We start from the raw sequence: 20,868 nt of genomic DNA, 5'->3' as shown, positions 1-20,868 counted from the left end.
TTGCTTTAGGTAAAATTTATAAATCAATTATATCAAAAAATCAAAGCAAAATATTTTTTTCTCTAGTTTTTTTCTTGGTTAATTTTTGTTGAGTTTTGCCCAGAAAAATCAAGAAAAAAAGCATCATTTTTGATAAAAAATAATGCTTTTAAAGTTAAATCAAACTTTGTAAAATTTAATGTTTAAATTAAAAAGTTTTTTAAAATAGAACAAAAGCTGTATTAAGAGTGTCGCTATTGCTAATAGGAACTCAAAGTCATGGAAAAGTTAAAAATAGGCCTATTGTTATTGAAAAGAAAATTACAGTTGAAAAAGCATCACTAACAGTGGCTAAAATTGGAGCCGACATAACAGCTGGGTCTTTTTTTAATTTTAAAGCAAGTAAAGGAACAAGTGATCCAAGAGCTTTTGCAAAAATTATTACAAGCATTAGTGCAAAAGAGGAAGTAAAAATTAAAACTCAATAATTTGTTTGTTGAGAGTTTCTTAACTCTCCTGAAATTGAAAAATAAATTATTAGCCTTAAAAAGTTCATGATAAATAAAATCGCTCCAATAATAAAGCCTATTCAAATTTCCCTTCAAAAAATCTTGCTAAATTTTTTCTTTTCAAATTCATTTAAAGCAAGCGAGCGAGTAATAGTAGTTGAAGATTGACTTCCAGCATTACCAGCTGCTCCAGAAATAACTGGGACAATGGCTACAAAAACAGAAATGGCAACTCACTGTTCAATGCTTTTTTCTGAATAGTTGGTAAAAAGTTGAATTACAATTTGACTCAAAGTTGAGCCAAGCATCAAAACAATTAATCAAACAATTCTTGATTTGACAATACTTTTAATTGACATTTTATGATAAGGAATAGAACTATCTTCAACTACAATTCCAGCCATTTTATACATATCTTCAGTGGCTTCTTCTTGAATAACTTCAATAATTTCATCAGTTGTTACCATTCCGATTAAGTATTTATTTTGGTTGATAACAGGCAAAACTGACATACCTTCTTTGGAAAAAATTAAAGCAGCATGTTCAAGAGTATCAGTTGTTAAAATTGAGTTAACAGAAAACATTACATTTTTAATTTTTTCATAGGGATCTTCAAAAATAATATCTTCAAGAGCAACTGAGCCAAGAAGCTTTCTTTTTTTGTCAACAACAAAAAAATAATGCTCAAGTTGAGCCTTAGCTTTTCTATCTTTTTTGATTTTATCAAGGGCCTCACGCATTGTCATCTCTTCTCAAAGAACAGACATATCAACCGACATAATTGAACCAACTTGATTTTCATCATATTTTAGAATTTGATTAACTTTTCTTCTTTTTTCACTGTTGTCAATACTTGAGAGTACTTTATTTATTAAATTAGAAGGGGCCTCTTCTAAAAGATCAGCAATTTCATTTGATTTTAGTTCATTAATAATACTTTCATTAAGATCATCTGTAAAATTTTCAACCAAAACTTTTCTAGTATCATAAGAAAGATAAGAAAAAATTTCAGCTGCATCTTCAGTTTTTAAAATTCTAAAAAATAAAACTCTTTCATAAGAATTTAACTCTTCAATGGCCTTGGCTATATCAGTTATTGGTGTGGAGTTGACATATTCTCTTAAAGAATGATAATTTTTTGATTTAATAAGTTCGCTAATATTTTCCATATTAATCCTTTAAGAATTTAACTAAATTTTCTTGGAAATCTTTAATACTTACTGAATTAAAATATGAGTTTTTAGCAATGGTTATTTCCCCTGTTTCTTCAGAGACTATAATGGTAGTAGCATCTGAGAGCTCACTTATTCCCATGGCAGCTCGATGACGAGCTCCATATTTGTTGTCCATAGATTTTTTTGTTATTTTATAGTAAGTAGCTGCATAAAGAATTTTATTATCTCTAATGATAATAGCCCCATCATGAAGAGGTGATTCTTTATTAAATAATGAAATAATTAATGAAGAAGAAATGTTGGCATCAAGAATAATTCCATCAGTTCTTAAATTGTCAATTTGATCTTTGTTTTCAATTGTAATAATTGCACCAGTTTTGGTTTTAGCAAGTTGCTCAACTGCCTCTTTAACTTGGTGAATTAGACGAATTTTTGATGAATTACCCATCTTTGAATATCTACTCTTTTTGAAAATAAATTTTAAAAGAGCAGAAATATGATTAAATGATGCAAAAAACAAAATTAATGTTAGCAACACAAACATGATTACAATAACAACTACATTCATAAAATAACCTCATTTTTTTGACTTAAAATCAAGTCTAAATTGTTTAATTTTCATTTTATTACAATTTTGAAAAATTTGTAATAATGACCAATAAAATTGTAGACAAAAATAAAAAAATGTTGAATTTAACCTAAAATCTAAATCAACATTTTTTTAAATTAAATTTAATTAAGCACTAGGTCTATTACTTAAAAAGTAAATTAGTAAAATTAGTGTAATAAGAATTACCAAAGCAAAAAGAGAAAGTAAAATTTTGTTTAAAACTTCTTTTTTCATTTTATTTTTCTTTGGAAGATCAACTTTTTTAACTGGCTCATTTTTTAGAGCTTCTTTGGCTTCTTGTTCTCTTTTAGCTTTTTTAATTTCTTGTTCCATTTGTTTTGCAAGACGAGATTTTCTCTCTTCTTGTTTTAACATTTGTTCTTTTTCAGCTTTATCATCTACTACAATAGGAACAACTTCTTGATGTTCATAAGTGTTGTGCCCTGCAACTTGAAAATCAGGTTTTTTATCTTCTTCTAAGTTAATAAAAACATCTTCAAGAACTTCATTTTCCATTTCTCGTTCATTTTTTTGATTAGACTCTAATTCTTCTTGAAGCTCTCTTTCAAGTCTTTCAGCTTCAGCTCTTAGCCTTTCTTCTTCAATTATTCTTTTTTGTTCAAGAGCTTCAGCTTCTAATCTAGCATTTTTAGCCTCTTCTTCAGCTCTTTTTTGTGCTTCAAGGACTTCAGCTTCTAAACGCGCTTTTTCAGCTTCCTCTTCTGCTTTTCTTTGTGCTTCAAGAGCTTCAGCTTCTAAACGAGCTTTTTCAAGAGCTTCTTGCTCTTCTTCAAGTCTTTTTTGCTCTTGAGCTTTTCTAGCTTTTTCTTCTTCAAGAGCTTTTTGTCTAGCTTCTTCTTCAGCTTTTTGAGCCATTTCTTGGGTATCTCTTGCTTTTTTTGCCTCTTGAGCTTTTTTAGCTCTTTCCATTCTAAGAGATTCTTTTCTAGCTTCTTCATTAGCCTTTTCTTCTTCAAGAGCTTTTTCCTTAGCTTTTTCTTCTTGCATTAGTTTTTCAGCTTTAGCTCTTTCTTCTTTTTTCTTATTATTACGAGCTTCAATAATTTTTAATTTATCTTTTGTCTTTTCTTCAGAATCATTAGTATCAATAACAATCATTTCTTCACCTTTTTCGGTTTTATAAGTTTTGATTGTTCTAACAAATTTGCCACCTTTTTGAAATCAAAGATGAGCATTTAAATTCATACTTTTAAAATAATCTATTGTATCACTTTGAGTTTTAAAAGCAGCAACTGGTTCTTTTCCTGCTTCTTTAAGGGATCAAAATTTATTGTCGTTTTCATCTAAACGTTGTGTGCAATATCATTTTTCCATTTTTGTTTTTGACTCACTCATATTTCCCTTTCAATTTTAAAATATTTATATTTTAATAAGAACTAAATTTTGTTCCAATAACAACCCAAAAGATTGTACAAAATAATCATATTGATTGTTTTCAATTATAAGTTTTTTTTATAAAAAAATAAGCATTTTGGTTTTTATTTTTTTATGCTAATGAAAATTAAATTTTAATATAAAATTAAAAAACATTTGGTCATTAACCTTTTTGTTGAATAAATAGAAAAATTTATTATAATGTACCAATGAGTTTTGAACTTTTTAGTTTAAAATTACAATTATTTAGTAAAGAAATGTTAAATTCATTTTGTTTGACAAAAAGGTGAAAATGAATTTAACTATTGGATAGGATATAGTTGAAAGTCTATACATTGGTTGGTTTTAGTACTAAAACATAAACAAAATAATTCTTAAGAAAGGAAAAAATTTATATTATGGCAAAATTAGATTTTGACAGAAGTAAAGAACACGTTAACATTGGAACAATTGGTCACGTTGATCACGGTAAAACTACTTTGACAGCTGCAATTGCAACCGTTCTTTCTAAAAAAGGTCTAGCTGAAGCTAAGGATTATGCATCAATCGATGCAGCTCCTGAAGAAAAAGCTAGAGGTATTACTATTAATACAGCTCACATTGAGTATGAAACAGAAAAAAGACACTATGCACACGTAGATTGTCCTGGACATGCTGACTATGTTAAAAACATGATTACAGGTGCTGCACAAATGGATGGGGGAATTCTAGTTGTTTCTGCAACAGATGGACCAATGCCTCAAACAAGAGAGCACATTCTACTTTCTAAACAAGTCGGTGTTCCAAAAATGGTTGTTTTCTTAAACAAAGTTGACATGCTTGAAGGTGAAGATGAAATGATTGAGCTAGTTGAACTTGAAATTAGATCACTACTTTCAGAATATGGTTTTGATGGAGACAACACTCCAATTATCAAAGGTTCAGCTTTAAAAGCTCTTGAAGGTAATCCTCAATATGAAAAAAATATTGAAGAATTAATGGATGCAGTTGACAATTACATTGAAACTCCAGTTAAAGAACTAGACAAACCTTTCTTACTAGCTGTTGAAGACGTTTTCACAATTACAGGTAGAGGAACTGTTGCAACAGGTAAAGTTGAAAGAGGACAATTAAACATTAACTCTGAAGTTGAAATTGTTGGGTTTACAGAAAAACCTAAAAAAACAACTGTAACAGGAATTGAAATGTTTAGAAAAAATCTAAAAGAAGCTCAAGCTGGTGACAACGCTGGTCTACTTCTTAGAGGTGTAGATAGAAATGACGTTGAAAGAGGTCAAGTTCTAGCTAAACCAGGATCAATTGTTCCTCATTCAAAATTTGAAGCTGCTATTTATGCACTTAAAAAAGAAGAAGGTGGAAGACATACTCCATTTTTCTCAAACTACAAACCTCAATTCTACTTTAGAACAACAGACGTTACTGGTGGTGTTGTTTTCCCAGCGGGAAGAGAAATGGTTATGCCAGGGGATAACGTTGACTTAATTGTTGAACTTATCTCTCCAATTGCTGTTGAAGAAGGAACTAAGTTCTCAATCCGTGAAGGTGGAAGAACTGTAGGTGCTGGATCAGTTACAAAAATCTTAAAATAATAATTAAAAATAAAAATTTGATTATGAACCAACTATTCAATAAAATAGTTGGTTTTTTTCTAGTTTATTAGCTTTTGAATTAATAATTTTAATTATGTTAATCCAAAATCTCTTTCAATATAACTTATTTAAAAATTTAGCAAACTAAAAAGTTAGCTATTTCATAAGGTAGCCATAAAATTATTGAGCTAGTTATGTGATATGTATTAGTTTTTTTATAAAAAATGATATTTAAATAAATAAAATTTGTTGTATTAAAAACTAAAAAAGAAGAGATCAAGATTTACTTGAACTTATAATTAATTTCTTAACATTAACACTAATAACTAATCAAGTTAGTTAAAAATATCATAAATTTCAACTTTTGAATTTTTTACTAAAATATCATTAATTTTGTCATTAGTGCTTGAGCCTTTAATTATCATTTGTTTTTCATGGACATAACAAACTAAAAGTGAAAAATTTTTTTCATAGACTGAAACAGTTTTTTTGTAATTTTCAATGTAATTTTTATAGGCATTTATAATTGATTTTGTTTTCTTTTCATCGATGTCATGTTTGCCATCCTTGACTTCAATATAAAAAACTTGATCTTTATACATAATAATAAAATCTGGATATGATGTATGAACTTTTCCATCTCTAATGTATTCAAATCCTAGACCTTCATGAAGAATATTTTTACTTCAAATCGCAAAGTTTGGTTTACTTATTTTGATTATCTTTTTTAATTCATTAATAAAAATAGTTTCTTTTTCTGAGTCAAAATAAATTTGATTTTTTTCTTCATCTTGAGTTTTATTTTTTCTTATTATTTTTTCATATGCATAATGCTCTAATTGTGTTTTGTTATCATCATCATCAAAAACAATTTGACTATAAAATTCAGGTAAATTTTTATTTTTATAGATTTGGTGATTTTTCAATTTTTTTGAAATTTTTTCTTCTAAGCTTTGATAAATAGAAATGAAATCCTCTTTATGTTTTTTTAACAAAACATATCAAAAAAAATCAATTGAAATATAATCTTTAAAATTTTTCTTTATAAACATATCAATTTTATTTTTTATTTCAGAATTAAAAATATTTTTTAGTTTTTTTAATTCTCTCAATATGAATAACCTCAAATCTATTTTGTTATAAGCTTTATTAATTATTAATTCAACATTAGTATTTTTTTCATCTTTAATGAATTTTGATTCACATATTAAAAATTTATTTTTGTCATTGTGTTTTATATTTGAATCTTGATATTTGTTAAGAAATTTACTGATATCATTTTTGATAGTATTTTTAAATGTATCTTTTTTTAGAATTTCTTTTTTTATTTTTTCTCAAAATGTATAATTTTGACTAGATTTTTCTTTTATTAAAGGATTTTCATCTAATACTAATTTTCCGGTAAAAAACTTAAGATGTTTAAAAGGCTCTTTTATTCTAAATTTTTCTATAAATTTATTATCAATTTTTAAATCAGAATATAGAAAATATTTTCTTGCAATTGACTGCTCATTGTGCTCAAAATTTGGATTAGGATTTCTCTTAATCCGACCTAAAGTTTGGATGTTTAAAGAATCAGAACATACACTTCTAAGTTTAACAAGCATTGTAGCTCTAGGTATATTCCATCCAACAGCTGGACCAACTTTAAAAATAATTACATCTACATCAGAAAAATTTTCAGAAATTTCATTTAAACTAAAGTTTACCCTTGAGTTAGAAGAGATTTTTTCATTGGAAAAATATTTGATTCAAGTAAGATTTTTTTTATCTAAAAAAGTTGTTATTTGGTCAATATTTTTTTCAAAGTCCTCTTCTTTATCTTTATATTTATCACTAACTTGAATTAACATAGCAGGTCTAATATTTTCTAGACCCTCTGTTTGTAAATATTGTTTTTGAATATCTACAAATTTATTTGTTGCTATTTCTAAAATTTCTTTAAAATCTATTTCATCTAAATCATCGATTCCACTATTAAATTCTTCCTTATCCTTTAAAAGTTGAATATTGTCCTTTTTTAAATCCTCTTCAGTAATGTAAATAAGTTTTTCACTTCCTGTTGGTGTTGCAGTCATTTTTAAAACAAAATCAACTTTGTCTTGAACTTGACTTTCAAAATTCTTTTCTCTTCCTTTTAATGAAGTCACTTGTGAACCATAATGAGCTTCATCTCTAATATAAATTATTTTGAAATTTCTTTCCTTTGCATCTATAAGAAAATCTTGAATAACTCATCTTTCAGTAAAAATTCTATCTTTACCAAAAGATGATTTTCCTAATATAAAAACTTTGTTTTTTTCTGCATAAAAATTATAATCTTTATCTTTTGTGATTAATTTACTTTTTGATGGAGATTCTTTAATAGTTATTTCAAAATCATTAGATAAATATTGTTTATAACTTTCGAGATTATTTTTCATTTGTGTTGGTAAATCAGCGGATGAGAGTGTGGCTATAATAAAGACAAAGTTTTCCTCTGGATATCTTGAAATTATCCTATCTATAACATTTGCCATCATAAAAGTTTTACCACTACGAGTAGGAGCTTGAAATTGAATTATATTTTTTTCGTTAATTTTAAATTCTTCAACAATTTCACTAACTATTTTTTCTTGAACTTTTGTCAAAATCATTTTATTTCCTTAATGATGTAAGAGATCTTAATTTAGTAAAAATTTCTTCTTCAGAAATAAATGAATTTTTCACTCCAAAATCTCTCAAAGATTTTCTAAAAATATCAATCATTTTAGATAAGTCATTTGCTGATTCTATTGATACATCAAAATAATCAATTTTAAAAATATTTAAATTTGTATTAATAAAAGGTTTGTTTTTTTCTAATCATTTAAAATTAGATTCACCTTTTGTAGATTTACCTTGAATTATTCTATGAAGTCTTTCATGTGTAACATTCATTGCAATATTATTTTCATTGTTAGTCACTAAAGTAAAAGTTCTTTTTCCACCATCTTCTCTGTTTAATTCTAAAACTGCATGTCCAGTAGTTCCACTACCTGCAAAAAAGTCTAAAACTTTTGCATCTTTGTTTGGATACAAATTTATTAGATATTTGATTAATTTCGTTCCTTTAGGATACTTAAAAACTTTTTCACCATTTTCATCATTTGGACTTATTATGGTATCTAAATATCTTTGATTTTCATCAGTGTGACCTACTAGTTGATATGGTAGTATTGTTTTAGAGACAACTCCTTCCATTTCTGATAAATATCTTTTTAATCCTGGAATACCATTTTCATTATGAGGAAATCAGATTTTATTTTCTTCAATTAGTTTATCAATTTTTTCTTTTGAATAAATTCAACCATTGTTTTTAGAGAAATATTTTTTTCCATTATGCTCAATTGCAAATCTATTTTTTGAATTATTTTTTGTTAAATCACTAATTCTATATAAACCTTTGCCATCATTGTCATTATATCTATATAATTTATTATTCAATTCTGTTCTATTAATTCTATTTAATTTATCTAAAAATAGTTTGTTTCTTGCATAACATAATATATAGTCATGGTTTACTGATACAAATTTAACATTATTTTTTGAAGAATAATTTTTTTCTCAAATAAAATTAGAAATAAAATTTTCTTCACCAAAAATTTCATCCATTAAAACTTTTAAATAAGCTTGTTCATTATCATCAATTGAAACAAAAATAATTCCATCATCACTTAGAAGTTTTCTTGCAAGGGTTAATCTTTCATTCATCATGTTTAATCAACCATTACGAGAAAAGCGATCTCGATATTGGAATGCATTATTTTTTATATCTTCTTTTTCATTAGCTAAGTTATTGCCATCTTCTCTAGTGGCTTCAGTATTATAAGGAGGATCAATATAGATTATGTTATATTGCTGCTCTCTCTCTCTCTCTCTCGATAACTATTAGATTTTTTAGAGCATCGTAGTTTTCACCAATAATTAACTCATTATCTTTTTCAATAACATTATTGGAAATACTCAATTTTTCATCTTTAATTAAAAGCGAAATTTGTTCATGATTTGTCTCTGGCGCAATATCAAAACGAAAGCCTAATTTTACTCTTTGAATTAATAATTTATATGTTTGTTCTAACATATGCTCATCATGTTGGAATTTTTCCAAAATTTCTTTAATTAACTCATGTTGATCAAAATTAATATAGTTATTATTTTTCATAAGTTCTAGTTTTTCTAGATACATTTGGTATTTATTCATTTTACTCCTTAAAATAAATTGGAAAATTATATAAACATAATTACTCAAATATTCATCATACCAATTTTTTAAATCTATTTCAAAAAAGAAAAGCAAATATTTATACTTTTAACAAAATCAAATCATAAATTTACTAATAATAAAAACAAATGTTTTTTTATTAAAAAATAAAAAAGTGAATATTTATCTTTACAATCAAATGTTATTACTTTGTTACAACTTATCATTATTTTAAAATATACTTAATAAAAAATAATTAAAAATAAAATTTATATTTATATTTTTAGATACTTTTTTGATATTCATAAATTTAATGATTTTAAAAAAGTTATTTACTAGAGATTAACTAAAATCTATCTATACTTAAGTAATGTATAAAAGTATAAGAAAAATTAAGTTTTTCGTCTCTTCTTTCGAAATTGATAAAGGTAACAAATACTTAAAACAATATATTGAAAAATATAAAAGTAGTATGATAAAAACCAACATTGATGGTAAGTATTATTTTGATAGTTATTTCAATGACAAAAAAGAAGAAGTAGAATTTATAATAGGACAAATAGAAATCAATGATATCTTTTATAAAAAACTAGAAAAAATCATTGAATATTCAACTAAACATGCAAAGAAAATTAATGTAAACACAAAGAGTAAAGATGATTTTAAATTAAAAGAAGACAACCATTCTGTTTTTGATAAATTGTGAAATATAGCATTTAAATATGAACGTAAAGAAGAATCTTGAAATTTTTTTGAATTTACTGCTGATTTATTTATTAAGCTTTTAACGTCACATGTTTTTTACAATGGAAACAAAAGATTTTCTATTAGTTTTTTAATTACATTTTTGGAATTTAATGGCTATTATTTTAAATGATCTCATGAAAGTGAATATCAAGATTTTTCAAAACAAACAAAACTTTTAGAATCAGACATTGCATGTTTTACAACAAGACTTTCTAATAGAGATTTGAGTGATTATGTTGAAAGTGAATCAATAAACGATAAAAATACTATTTTATATAGTTTAGAAAATGAGTGTAAAGACAAAATAAAATCACAAGATTTAAATTTAAGTGTTGATGAAAGAAAAGAAAAAGTAAACAATGAAATTATCGAATGAATAAAAAAGAATGTTTTAATTTCATATAAAATAAAAATATAAAATAACAAAAAAATATGAAATTTAAAATTCTAAAAGCTTAAAAACATGTAAGTAATAAAGAATTTGTGTAAATATGATTTCATTAATGTTTTAAAAACTTTATTTTTTAATAAATATAAATAAAATTATTAATTTTTATTTTATTTTATGTTATAAATATCATTATATCTATGATCAAGGAGTAATAAATGCCTAAAGGTTTTAAAGTAGATAGAAACTTGAAATACATGAGCAATAAAGAAATTGCGCAAATATGGCCAAATAGAATGAAAAACAAAAAAGAATGAAAAGCTTTTGTTAAGTCAATGGATAATTTGTCAAAAATGTAATTTATTATTTTTATTTTACTAACCATTTTTGGTTAGTTTTTTTGTTTAATTTAGCAAGATTGAAAATATTGTTTAATTTTATTATTAACTTAATTTTGATAGATATTGCAATTTAAATTAAAAAAATAAAACAAAATAACTAGCAAAAATAGACTAATAAATATTTTTACAACTAAAGTATTTTAAAAATATTTAAAGCATAAAATCACTGAAAAATTCAATGATTTAGCTACTCTAAGTTAAATAATAAAAAAATTTGTAACCTAAGTTAGATAAGTTACAAATGATAAAAGAGTTAAAACATTTTTTTAATAACTAAAGTTGTTTTTTCTTTAGAGTAGGAAAAAGAATAACTTCTCTAATGGATTCTTTTTGAGTTAAAAGCATTACTAGTCTATCAATTCCTATTCCACAACCTCCAGCTGGAGGAAGTCCATATTCTAGAGCATTTAAAAAATCTTCATCAATTTCACTAGCTTCTTCATTTCCATTTTCTTTTTCTTCAAATTGAGCTTCAAATCTTCTTCTTTGATCAAGAGGATCATTTAACTCTGTAAACATATTCGCATATTCTTTTGTGTTAATAAAAAGTTCTGCTCTTTCAGTAAAGCGTTTATCTTTGGAACAAGCCGCTAGTGGAGAAACTTCTATTGGATGACCCATAACAAAAGTTGGTTGAACTAGAGTTTTTTCAATTAAAAGTTCAAATAATTCATTAATAATATGACCAACTTTAAAGTATTTTTCAACTTTTATTTTATAAGCCTTAGCTATTTCCGTGGCTTTTTCTAAATCAATATTTCTAAAGTCAACTTTGGTTGCCTCAGAAACTGCATCAACCATATTGATTTTTTTAAAATCGGATAAAAGATCAATTTCAACATCATGATTTTTAATTTTTGAAAGTCCTAGTTCTTTGGCTATAAATTTAATTAGATTTTCAGTTTGTTCCATCATGATTTCTAAATTTGAATAAGCTTGATAAAACTCAATTGATGTAAATTCAGGATTATGAGTTGTGTCTATTCCTTCATTTCTAAAAATTCTACCTATTTCATAGACTCTATCAATTCCTCCAACTAAAAGTTTTTTTAAAGGTAATTCTGTTGCAATTCTTAAATTAAAACTTGAGCTTAGTGAATTATGATAAGTCTTAAAAGGCTGAGCATTTGCTCCCCCTAAAATTGAATGAAGCATTGGAGTTTCAACTTCCATAAAATTTTGCTTATCAAAAAATTCTCTAATTTTTGAAATTATTTTGGTTCTTGTCCAAAAAATTTCTTTGATATTTGGATTAGAAATTAAATCAAGATATCTTTTTCGATAGCGCTCTTCAACATCTACTAAACCATGATATTTTTCAGCAAGAGGAGTTAAACCTTTTGTTAAAAGATCAAAGAAATTAACCTTAATTGTTAACTCACCTTTCATAGTTTTCATTAGTGTACCTTTAACATAAATAATGTCACCTATATCAAGAAGAGCAAGAGTTTCTTTTTGCTCTTCAAGTTCTTTTTTATCTATGTAAAGTTGAATTTTTCCATTAGTGTCTTGAATGACAATAAAAGGTCCTCTTTGAGTTAAGACTCTTCCTGCTACAATTAGCTTTATTTGTTTTTCTAAAAGATCATCTTTAGTGAAATTACTATATTTGTCAATAATTTCATTGCTATAAATATTGATCTTTTCATGATCAAATTTTTTGAAGGTTTCAACTCCTAAATCTTCATATTTTTTTAGTTTTTCTCGTCTGATTATTTCTTGTTCTGTAAGTTTAATATTCTCGTTCATTTTAATCCTTAAAATTTATAGTTTAGTAAATCTAAATAAATGCTATATCTACTCAAGCATTTTTTTCAAAAATTCTTCATCGATTATTTTTATATTTAATTCAATTGCTTTTTTTTCTTTTGATCCAGGGTTTTGACCAACTATTAAATAGTCTAATTTTTTTGAAATTGATGAGGAGATAATTCCTCCATTTTGGACAATTAAATTCTTGTAAAAATCTCTTGGTTTTTCAAGTGTTCCTGTAATTAAAAAAGTTTTATTTTCAAGTTTTGTTGATTGAATTATTTCTTTTTCCAATTTTACTTCAAAGCCATTTTCACTTAAAAATTTAATTAAGTTTTTATTTTCATCATTTGCAAAAAATTCTTTTAGTGATTCAATTTTGACACTTCCAAATTCATCATATTTTTCTAATTCATCATAGTTAAATTCTAAAAGACTTAAAAGATTTTTTTGATCATTTTCAAAGATGATTTTTACAAGTGATTTAGCAAGTTTTTTTCCTATGTTTTTTATTCCTAAAGCAGCTATCAATTTTCAAGTATAAACATCTTTTGACTCTTCAATTTTATGAAGCAAAACATTGACTGAATGTTCTTGAAAATTTTCAAGTTTTAACAAATCATCATAGTTGTTTTTTAGATTGTAAATATCCTCAATTTTTTTAACTCATCCTTTAGCAAAAAAAAGTTCTATTTTTTTCCCACCTAGCTCTTGAATTTCCATTCCATCTTTTGAGACAAAATATTTTAGTTTTTGAATTTTTTTCTCAATACAATCTGGATTTAAACAAAACTGATTTAACATGTTTTCAGATCATGAAAGTTTGTTTTTACATGAAGGACAAAACTCAATTGGACTAAAGTAATTTTGATCATTTTTAGGACTAACTAATTTTACAACTCTAGGTATTATTTCACCAGCTTTTTCAATGTAGACTTTATCACCAATATTAATTTTTATGTTCTTAATATATTCATAATTATGAAGCGTTGAAGCTTTGATTTTTGAACCATTTAAAACAACTTCTTGAAGTTTTGCATTGTAAGTAATTAAACCAGTTCTACCAACTGTTACAAAGATGTCTTCAATTTTTGTCATTACAAATTTTTTTCTAAATTTATAAGCTATTGAATGGTGAAAAAACTTTGAAGTTTTTCCTAAAAGATCATACAAACTAAGATCATTTAATTTAATTACAAGTCCGTCAATTTCATAGTCTCTTTGATCATCTTCAAATTTAAAATTTGTGATGAAATTTTCTATTAAATTTTCATTTTCTATAAACTCAAATTTAGGTAAATTAAATCCTTGAATTTTTAAAAAATCAAATAGTTGTTTTTGAGTTTTTAAATTGAAATTTTCAGGGCTAACTACCTCATAAATAAAGCAAGAAAGTCAAGAGCTTTCATCAGTTGTTTTTAAACTTTTTAAAATACCACTAGCTTTATTTCTTGGTGTATTTCACTTTTTGTTTTTTGTTCCATCTTGCTTATCTAAAAATTCATTTTTTAGAGATTCAAAAAGTTTAAGACTAAAGAAAATTTCACCTCTAAGTTCAATGTTTTCTTTGATATTAATTGTCTTTGGAATGTCTTTAATATTTAGTGCATTATGAGTGACATTTTCACCATAAATTCCATCACCTCTAGTTAAAGCTTTTGTTAAAATTCCATTTTCGTAATAAAGTGAAATAGAAACTCCATCTATTTTTTCTTGAAGGATGTATTGATGGTTATTACCAACAAAAGTGTTAATGCGATTTGTGTATCTTTCAAGATCTTCAAATGAGTAAGCTTTATTTAAAGAAAGCATCAATTTTTGATGCTTTTCTTTTTGTAATTTAACATCTTGTTCATCAAGATGGTTAACTTTTTCAAGTACACTTTTTGAAAAATCTTTTTGAAAAACTTGATTATATTCTTCAGGAAAGTTATCTCTTATATTTTCTAATTCAAGAAGTTTTGCATCATAGTATTCATCAGAAACAAGGGATTCATTTTTATTGTAATAATGATGGTTATAAAGTTTTAATTTTTCATTTAATTCTTTAATTTTAGATTTAACTTTTGATTTTGACAAACTCATAATTTAATTAACTTGGATAAGTTACATCTCCTCAAAAATATGCAATGTAATTTAGTCAAAATGGCATGCTATCTTTGTAGACAATTGTAAGGACAATTCCAACTAAAACTGAAAGAGAAAATAGAAATACTAAATAGTCATATCATTTGAAAGTTAAAACTTTATATTTACTTCTTGCTTTATAAGGATCATATCCTCTTGTTTCCATAGCATATGAAAGATCTTCTGCTTTTGAAAATGAACTTGTAAAAAGAGGGATAATCAAAGTAATTAGTGACTTAGCTCTTTCTTTGGCTTTTCCATTTTTAAAATCAACTCCCCTTGAAGCTTGAGCTTTCATAATTCTTGTTGCCTCTTCTAAAAGAGTTGGAATAAACCTTAGTGAAATTGAAATTATCATTGAAATAATTGATATTGGAATAAACAAAAACTTTAAAGGATAAATTAAAAATTCTATAGCTTTAGTAAGAGAAGCAGATGTTGTGGTTATACTCAAAATTGATGAAAGTAAAATTATTGAATAAACTCTTAAAGAAAGTGAAAGCGAAGACATCACTATGTTATAACTAATTGTAATTCTAAGATAACCTTTGTATTCTCAAAAATATCAAACTTTATCTTCTAAATCAGTGCCTTTACTTTTAGAAAATATGTTGATTAGAAAGACAAAAAGAGCAATAAGAACTGGAGTTTTTAAAACTGAAAATAAAACTTTTCATTTTTTAGTAGAAATTCAAAAAGCTAGTGCTGTTATTAAAAGAATTCCAAGCGAAATAACTAGATTTCTTGATAAAAAAATGGTAACTATGTACATTATCAACAAAATTAGTTTTAGCCGAGCATCTAATTTATGAATAAATGTGTTGAGCGGGATATATTTACCAAAAACTGCCTTCATCTTAATTTCCTTTCTTCTACTTTAATTACTTTTATTCATTGCTTTGTTGTTTATTTCGTAAATAGATATTTAATTCAATAGCTAGTTTATCAATAGAAGTCACTGGTTTTAAGAAAATTCCCCTTTGTTCAAGTTTATTTACAAAAGTTATTAACTTTGGTGATTTTAACTTATTTTCAACTAAAAACTTTTCATCTTTTAAGATTTCATAAGTTCCTGCATCTCTGATTAATTTACCTTTGTCAAAGACAAGAGTTCTTTTTGTTCTTTCCAAAACATTATCTAAATCATGAGTTACCATAATCACAGTTTTTCCATTTTTATTGATGTTATCAAAAATATCCAAAATATCTTTTACCCCTTGAGGGTCAAGACCAGCTGTAGGCTCATCTAAGACCAAAAAATCTGGCTCAATTGCCAAAATACCAGCTAGGGCAACTCTTCTTTTTTGCCCACCTGAAAGACCAAAAGGATTTTTTTCTAAAAATTCAAGAGGCAGTCCCACCATTTCTAAATACTTAGCTGCTCTTTGCTTTGCCTCTTCTTTGCTCACTCCATAAGAGCGAGGTCCAAACATAATATCTTTTTCAATGGTTTCTTCGAAAATTTGATATTCAGCAAATTGAAAAACTACACCTATTCTTCTTCTTATATCTTTGGCTTTTTTAACTTTTTTAAAATAAGTTCTTTTTAAAACAACATCTTCAAGATATTTTTCTTTGGTTTTTTTGTGCTCATTTTCAAAAATTCAATTAATAGTTCCTGTCTCTGGAATTAAAAGTGCATTTAAATGTTCAATAAAAGTTGTTTTTCCAGATCCAGTTGAACCAATAATGGCAACATGTTCTCCTTGATTGATTATACAAGAAGAATCATCCAAAGCCTTAAGAGCAAGAGCTGTTTTACGATTATAAATATAACTTATATTTTTAACAATTATTTGCATATTTGCTCCAATAGGTGCTCTTCATCATAAGTAGGCTCTATGCCTTCAAGCTTTTGACTAATTTTATATATAAAAGGAGAGTCAATTTTAGCTAGTTCAACAATTTCTTTATTGTTTAAAATATCAGCTGGTTTTCCAGAAGCTACAAGCTTACCAGCCGAAAAAACTAAACAATAATCAGCTTGGATTGCCTCATCCATGTCATGGGTTATTGAAATAAGTGTTTTGCTATTTTTTTCTTGGATATCTTTTATTAACTCTAAAATTGAGTGTTTTCCCAAAGGATCAAGCATTGAAGTAACCTCATCAAAGATAATAACCTCAGGATCAAGGGCTAAAACACTAGCAATGGCTACTCTTTGTTTTTGTCCTCCTGAAAGGTTTTGAGGCTCTCTTTTTAAAAATTCTTTCATCCCTACTTTTTCAGAATAAAAATCAATTATTTCCTTGATTTTTTCTGATTTTAACATCTTATTTTCAAGACCAAAAGCAATGTCATCTTCAACAGTTGCTCCAATAAATTGATTATCAGGGTTTTGTAAGATAATTCCAACTTTAGATTGAATTAAATTCTTTGATTCTTGATTTAAAACTACTCCATCAATTTCAACTTCACCAGATGTAGGTTTAAAAAGTCCAACTAAAATTTTACTTAATGTACTTTTACCACTTCCATTATGACCTAAAATGGCAACATATTTACCTTTAGGAATTCATAGGGTCAAATCATCTAGGGCATTATTGGATGAGTTTCTATATCTAAAAACCAAATTTTTAATTTTAATCATAAGTATTAATATATTTTATGTTATTTTCCAAAATTTAAAGATAAAAAAATATACAAACAAAAAGCCTAAAAAACCCTATTTTTTTACTAAAAATTACACTTTTTTAAGTGTTTTTCTTAAATTTTTTTATTTTTTTCGATTTTTAACAAAAACGGCTATTTATAAATGGGGTGCAAAATGAATGAAATAAATTTATTTTTTCAAAATAGTAATATTGGTAATCTACAATCAGCTGCAAGACAAATATCAACAACAATAAATGGCGTTTTTGGAGCTTTTAGTGGTCTTATTGGTCTTGCTTTAATTATCATGGCAATTTATTACTTTGTAAAGCTTTCAACAAAAGCAGACAATCCAGAGGAAAAAAGAAAATATTTAAATGCAATTAGATGAGTAGGACTTTCTTTTATTGCAATTTTAGTAATTTGAGCAATAAGCGGTTTTGTTGTAGGGTCATTAACTAATGTTAAATTTACCAGTTAACTTAACTTTTTTTGGATGGGTGGTTAATGAAATAGTTGATCGCTTTAAATACATTTTCTTTGCTATTGGATGAAACATATTTATAAAGCCATCACTTACACTTTTATACATAATTGAATCAGTAAGAGAAAAAGTTTCTTTTAACTATGCTCGTGATTTGTTTTATGGCAAAGGTCAACAAAATTTTTCAATTAACAAAACTTCAATACTTTTACAGCACATGTCAATTGTTGCAATTCTTGTTTTTCTAACAATTTTTATTTTCAACTTTATTAAATTGTCATTAAATGAAAAAACTAATACAAGAGTCGAAAATATTAAAAAGGTTACTAAAAATTCTATTATTGTTTTTTCTATAATTTTTCTATTACCAAGTTTAATTTTTTTTGGATTTAATCTCTTTGAAATTTTACTTGATTTAAGTTTAGGCGGATCAAGACAATCTTCTTTTAATGCTCTGTATTATTACAATTCAATTAGGCCTGAAGGGCTTGGAGAAAGAGTATGAGAAAACATGGCTTATCGAAATGGAGATTTACATTTTGATGCACCAGATTTTAAAACATGACGAAATCATAAATTTGATAGCTTCAATTTTCTTCTAGTAGTTTTTATGTCTTTTTTAACAATTTTTTTCCAACTAAAAATTATTGTAAACATTGTAAAAATACAAATAGAAACATTTGCTTTAATAATTTTTTCACCTTTAGTAGTAAGTACTGCAACAAGCAATGATTATTCAAAAATAACAATTTTAAAACAAAAACTCAAGACCAAGATATTTTCAATTTATTTTATATTGTTTGCCTTAAGTATGTCTAAGTTTATATCGGATAGATTAATAGAAACACTTTGAAATGATCAAACTAGACAATCTAATTTTTTAAGAATGCTTATGGTTTTTTCAACTACATTTTTTATTTCAAAGTTAAGTTCAACTTTAAATGATTTTTTTCCAAAACAAAGTTTTTTTAAATCTAAATGAATTTCAAATTCATTTATCAACTTCAAAGAAAATTTTAAATTTTATACAAGAGTAACTGAGCCTATTCCTAAAGATTTTAAATTGGAAAAAAGGTTTATAAGGAAATAATGCTAATACCAAAATCACCAAAAAATACAAACTTAAAAATTTATAAAAATTTAACAATTTATGATGCAGCAATCTTAATTTGTTCTTTAGCAATTTCAATTACTTTATTTATGAATATTAGCTCTATTCATATCATTTTAAAAACGTTTTTAATTTTGTTTTTTAACCTTCCATTTTTAGCTCTTGTAAAAAGTAATAAAAAACACAATTGTAAAAATTATGTTTTGGTATTTAGATTTTTTGTTTTCATTTTTTCTAATAAAAAAATTCCAAAAAATCAAAGCAAAATTTTAATACCTTATGAAATAGATGAAAGTCATGATCTCTATGTAAAAATTCCAAATTCAAATAAAAAAGAATATTTTAAAGCTCTTGAAATAAAAGGTTTTTACATTGCAAATTCCAAGATAAATGAGCAAGAAAAATTTATAAATGACTTTCAAGAAGTAATTAATCAAATCAACTTAAAAGCAACAATAATCAAAATAAAAGAATATGAAAATTGAAAACAAAATTTAAATTTCATAACTAATAATTTTGATCAAAAAAATGATTTTGCTCTTGATTTAGTTGAGAGTTACAAAAATGATTTTTCAAAAAATCACGAAAATCAAAAAAAGATAAATTATTACTATTTAGTTTTGTATTCAATTGATAAAGAAAAGCTTTCAAATGAAATTGAAAAAATATCACTAATGCTCAAAATAGCAGGATTCGAAAACTTTCAACTTTCAAATGTTGATCAAATAAATCTAATTTCAAAAATTAACTTTTTTAAGAACTTAGAACTTGATAGTGAATATTTGGAAAATACAAATAATATCAATGAAAATTTAAAAAGTAAATTTGAATTTGATAAATTTGAAATTAACAAAAAACACTTAAAAATAAATGATTATTTTGTTAACTTACAAAGTGTTGAAGAATTTCCTTTTGAAATTTTACCTGGATGAGCTAGCAATATTTTTAAAAGTGATTCAACAGTGATTTGACATTTTAATTCAGTTGAAGAAGATCAAGCAAAAGTTCTAATAAACAAGGCTATCATTAACTCAAGGGTTAACTCTATAAATGTTAAAAATAAAGTTGATATTGAAAAGGAAAAATTTATCATCCATAACTTTGAAGAGCTTGCTAAAAAAATTGCTTTTGGTAAAGAAAGCTTAAAAAGATCATCAATTATTTTTATCAATAAATCAACTAATAAAAAAGATTTGATTAAGTTACAAAATGAAAATATTAAAAATGCAAATTTAATAAATATCAAAATAAATAATTGTCTTTATACTCAATTTAATTATTTTTCAAAGAGCTTTTTAAAAGCTAGTTCTTTTGATAAAAATGAGTTATTTTTACCAGCTGATACTTTTGCTGAATCATGGCCTTTTTTAACTTCATCTGTCAATGATGGTAATTCACTTTTTTTAGGAAAAACAGAACAAGATGAAAATATTATTTTAGATATTTTTACAAAAAATGATGATCGCAAAAATTTCAATACATTCATTTTAGGCACTAGTGGAAGTGGTAAAAGTACACTTGCTAAAAAAATTCTAGCAAATCAAATCACAAGTGGAAATAAAGTAATCATTATCGATCCAGAAAATGAATATGCAACTTTTTCAAAAAGACTCAATGGAGAAAACATCAACTTGAATATCAACAGTGATAAATCACTTAATCCACTTGAAATAATTGATAATTTTTTAGATGATTTTGAAACAAGCAAAAACAATCACTTAATGTGGTTAAAAGAGTGATTTAAAATCTTATATAAAGAATTAAATGAAGAAGATTAAAGAAGAATA

The 20,868-nt window shown here is 25.3% G+C and carries 17 protein-coding genes; 6 read left to right on the top strand and 11 right to left on the bottom strand.

Features of this window, described 5'->3' with window-relative positions; translation table 4 throughout:
- Positions 1-199 precede the first annotated feature (199 nt).
- The 3 genes from mgtE to EXC36_RS01930 form a co-directional block, all read right to left on the bottom strand.
- On the bottom strand, positions 200-1,657 hold the full coding sequence (mgtE, locus tag EXC36_RS01940; RefSeq protein ID WP_010925209.1) for a magnesium transporter: 1,458 nt from the start codon (positions 1,655-1,657) through the stop codon (positions 200-202).
- Position 1,658: 1 nt separating this feature from the next.
- Positions 1,659-2,285, bottom strand: coding sequence for a diadenylate cyclase (locus EXC36_RS01935; RefSeq protein WP_010925208.1), 627 nt, complete (start codon positions 2,283-2,285; stop codon positions 1,659-1,661).
- A gap of 114 nt (positions 2,286-2,399) precedes the next feature.
- Positions 2,400-3,629, bottom strand: coding sequence for a coiled-coil domain-containing protein (locus EXC36_RS01930; RefSeq protein ID WP_129690205.1), 1,230 nt, complete (start codon positions 3,627-3,629; stop codon positions 2,400-2,402).
- Positions 3,630-4,066: 437 nt separating this feature from the next.
- Here EXC36_RS01930 and tuf point away from each other — a divergent pair, with 437 nt between their 5' ends.
- Positions 4,067-5,257: an elongation factor Tu gene (gene tuf, locus EXC36_RS01925; RefSeq protein ID WP_129690203.1), complete on the top strand. Its 1,191-nt coding sequence runs from the start codon at positions 4,067-4,069 to the stop codon at positions 5,255-5,257.
- 335 nt (positions 5,258-5,592) lie between these two features.
- Here tuf and EXC36_RS01920 read toward each other — a convergent pair whose 3' ends face one another.
- From EXC36_RS01920 to EXC36_RS04045, 3 genes are read right to left on the bottom strand one after another with little or no spacing between them, the layout of a single operon-like run.
- Positions 5,593-7,893 (bottom strand): DEAD/DEAH box helicase family protein, encoded by a 2,301-nt coding sequence (locus EXC36_RS01920; protein ID WP_129690201.1) that lies wholly within the window; start codon positions 7,891-7,893, stop codon positions 5,593-5,595.
- A 1-nt stretch (position 7,894) separates the two neighbouring features.
- Positions 7,895-9,070 (bottom strand): site-specific DNA-methyltransferase, encoded by a 1,176-nt coding sequence (locus tag EXC36_RS01915; protein WP_235666086.1) that lies wholly within the window; start codon positions 9,068-9,070, stop codon positions 7,895-7,897.
- 58 nt (positions 9,071-9,128) lie between these two features.
- On the bottom strand, positions 9,129-9,479 hold the full coding sequence (locus EXC36_RS04045; protein ID WP_223212144.1) for a type III restriction endonuclease subunit M: 351 nt from the start codon (positions 9,477-9,479) through the stop codon (positions 9,129-9,131).
- Positions 9,480-9,849: 370 nt separating this feature from the next.
- On the opposite strand from EXC36_RS04045, the gene EXC36_RS01910 reads away from it, so the two are divergent.
- Entirely contained in the window at positions 9,850-10,644 is a 795-nt protein-coding gene (locus EXC36_RS01910; protein ID WP_129690199.1) for a type II toxin-antitoxin system death-on-curing family toxin, read from the top strand.
- 188 nt (positions 10,645-10,832) lie between these two features.
- Entirely contained in the window at positions 10,833-10,973 is a 141-nt protein-coding gene (locus EXC36_RS03975; RefSeq protein WP_165152515.1) for a hypothetical protein, read from the top strand.
- Positions 10,974-11,288: 315 nt separating this feature from the next.
- Here the strand turns inward: EXC36_RS03975 and lysS are convergent, their stop codons facing one another.
- The 5 genes from lysS to EXC36_RS01885 are packed head-to-tail and all read right to left on the bottom strand — an operon-like array spanning position 11,289 to position 17,484.
- Positions 11,289-12,764, bottom strand: coding sequence for a lysine--tRNA ligase (gene lysS, locus EXC36_RS01905; RefSeq protein ID WP_129690197.1), 1,476 nt, complete (start codon positions 12,762-12,764; stop codon positions 11,289-11,291).
- A gap of 48 nt (positions 12,765-12,812) precedes the next feature.
- Positions 12,813-14,852, bottom strand: coding sequence for an NAD-dependent DNA ligase LigA (ligA, locus tag EXC36_RS01900; protein WP_129690195.1), 2,040 nt, complete (start codon positions 14,850-14,852; stop codon positions 12,813-12,815).
- A 7-nt stretch (positions 14,853-14,859) separates the two neighbouring features.
- Positions 14,860-15,750: an energy-coupling factor transporter transmembrane component T family protein gene (locus EXC36_RS01895; protein WP_129690193.1), complete on the bottom strand. Its 891-nt coding sequence runs from the start codon at positions 15,748-15,750 to the stop codon at positions 14,860-14,862.
- A 31-nt stretch (positions 15,751-15,781) separates the two neighbouring features.
- Positions 15,782-16,696 (bottom strand): energy-coupling factor transporter ATPase, encoded by a 915-nt coding sequence (locus EXC36_RS01890; RefSeq protein ID WP_010925191.1) that lies wholly within the window; start codon positions 16,694-16,696, stop codon positions 15,782-15,784.
- Positions 16,687-17,484: an energy-coupling factor transporter ATPase gene (locus EXC36_RS01885; RefSeq protein ID WP_010925190.1), complete on the bottom strand. Its 798-nt coding sequence runs from the start codon at positions 17,482-17,484 to the stop codon at positions 16,687-16,689. Before EXC36_RS01885 ends, EXC36_RS01890 begins: the two co-directional genes overlap by 10 nt.
- A gap of 177 nt (positions 17,485-17,661) precedes the next feature.
- On the opposite strand from EXC36_RS01885, the gene EXC36_RS01880 reads away from it, so the two are divergent.
- The 3 genes from EXC36_RS01880 to EXC36_RS01870 are packed head-to-tail and all read left to right on the top strand — an operon-like array spanning position 17,662 to position 20,859.
- The gene (locus EXC36_RS01880; RefSeq protein WP_041364054.1) at positions 17,662-17,967 is read left to right on the top strand and encodes an Mbov_0395 family pilin-like conjugal transfer protein; all 306 of its coding nucleotides are present in this window, start codon (positions 17,662-17,664) and stop codon (positions 17,965-17,967) included.
- Positions 17,948-19,060 carry an Mbov_0396 family ICE element transmembrane protein gene (locus EXC36_RS01875; protein ID WP_010925188.1) on the top strand — a complete coding sequence of 371 codons (1,113 nt, stop codon included), beginning with the start codon at positions 17,948-17,950 and terminating at the stop codon, positions 19,058-19,060. The genes EXC36_RS01880 and EXC36_RS01875 overlap by 20 nt, the downstream gene beginning before the upstream one ends.
- Positions 19,060-20,859, top strand: a complete 1,800-nt coding sequence (locus tag EXC36_RS01870) for a helicase HerA domain-containing protein (protein WP_129690191.1) — start codon at positions 19,060-19,062, stop codon at positions 20,857-20,859. Before EXC36_RS01875 ends, EXC36_RS01870 begins: the two co-directional genes overlap by 1 nt.
- Positions 20,860-20,868: the final 9 nt, after the last annotated feature.

Origin of the sequence: Mycoplasmopsis pulmonis, assembly GCF_900660575.1 — a bacterium.
Taxonomy (GTDB): domain Bacteria; phylum Bacillota_I; class Bacilli_A; order Mycoplasmatales; family Metamycoplasmataceae; genus Mycoplasmopsis_B; species Mycoplasmopsis_B pulmonis.
This window is presented reverse-complemented; position numbering and strand designations above follow the sequence as displayed.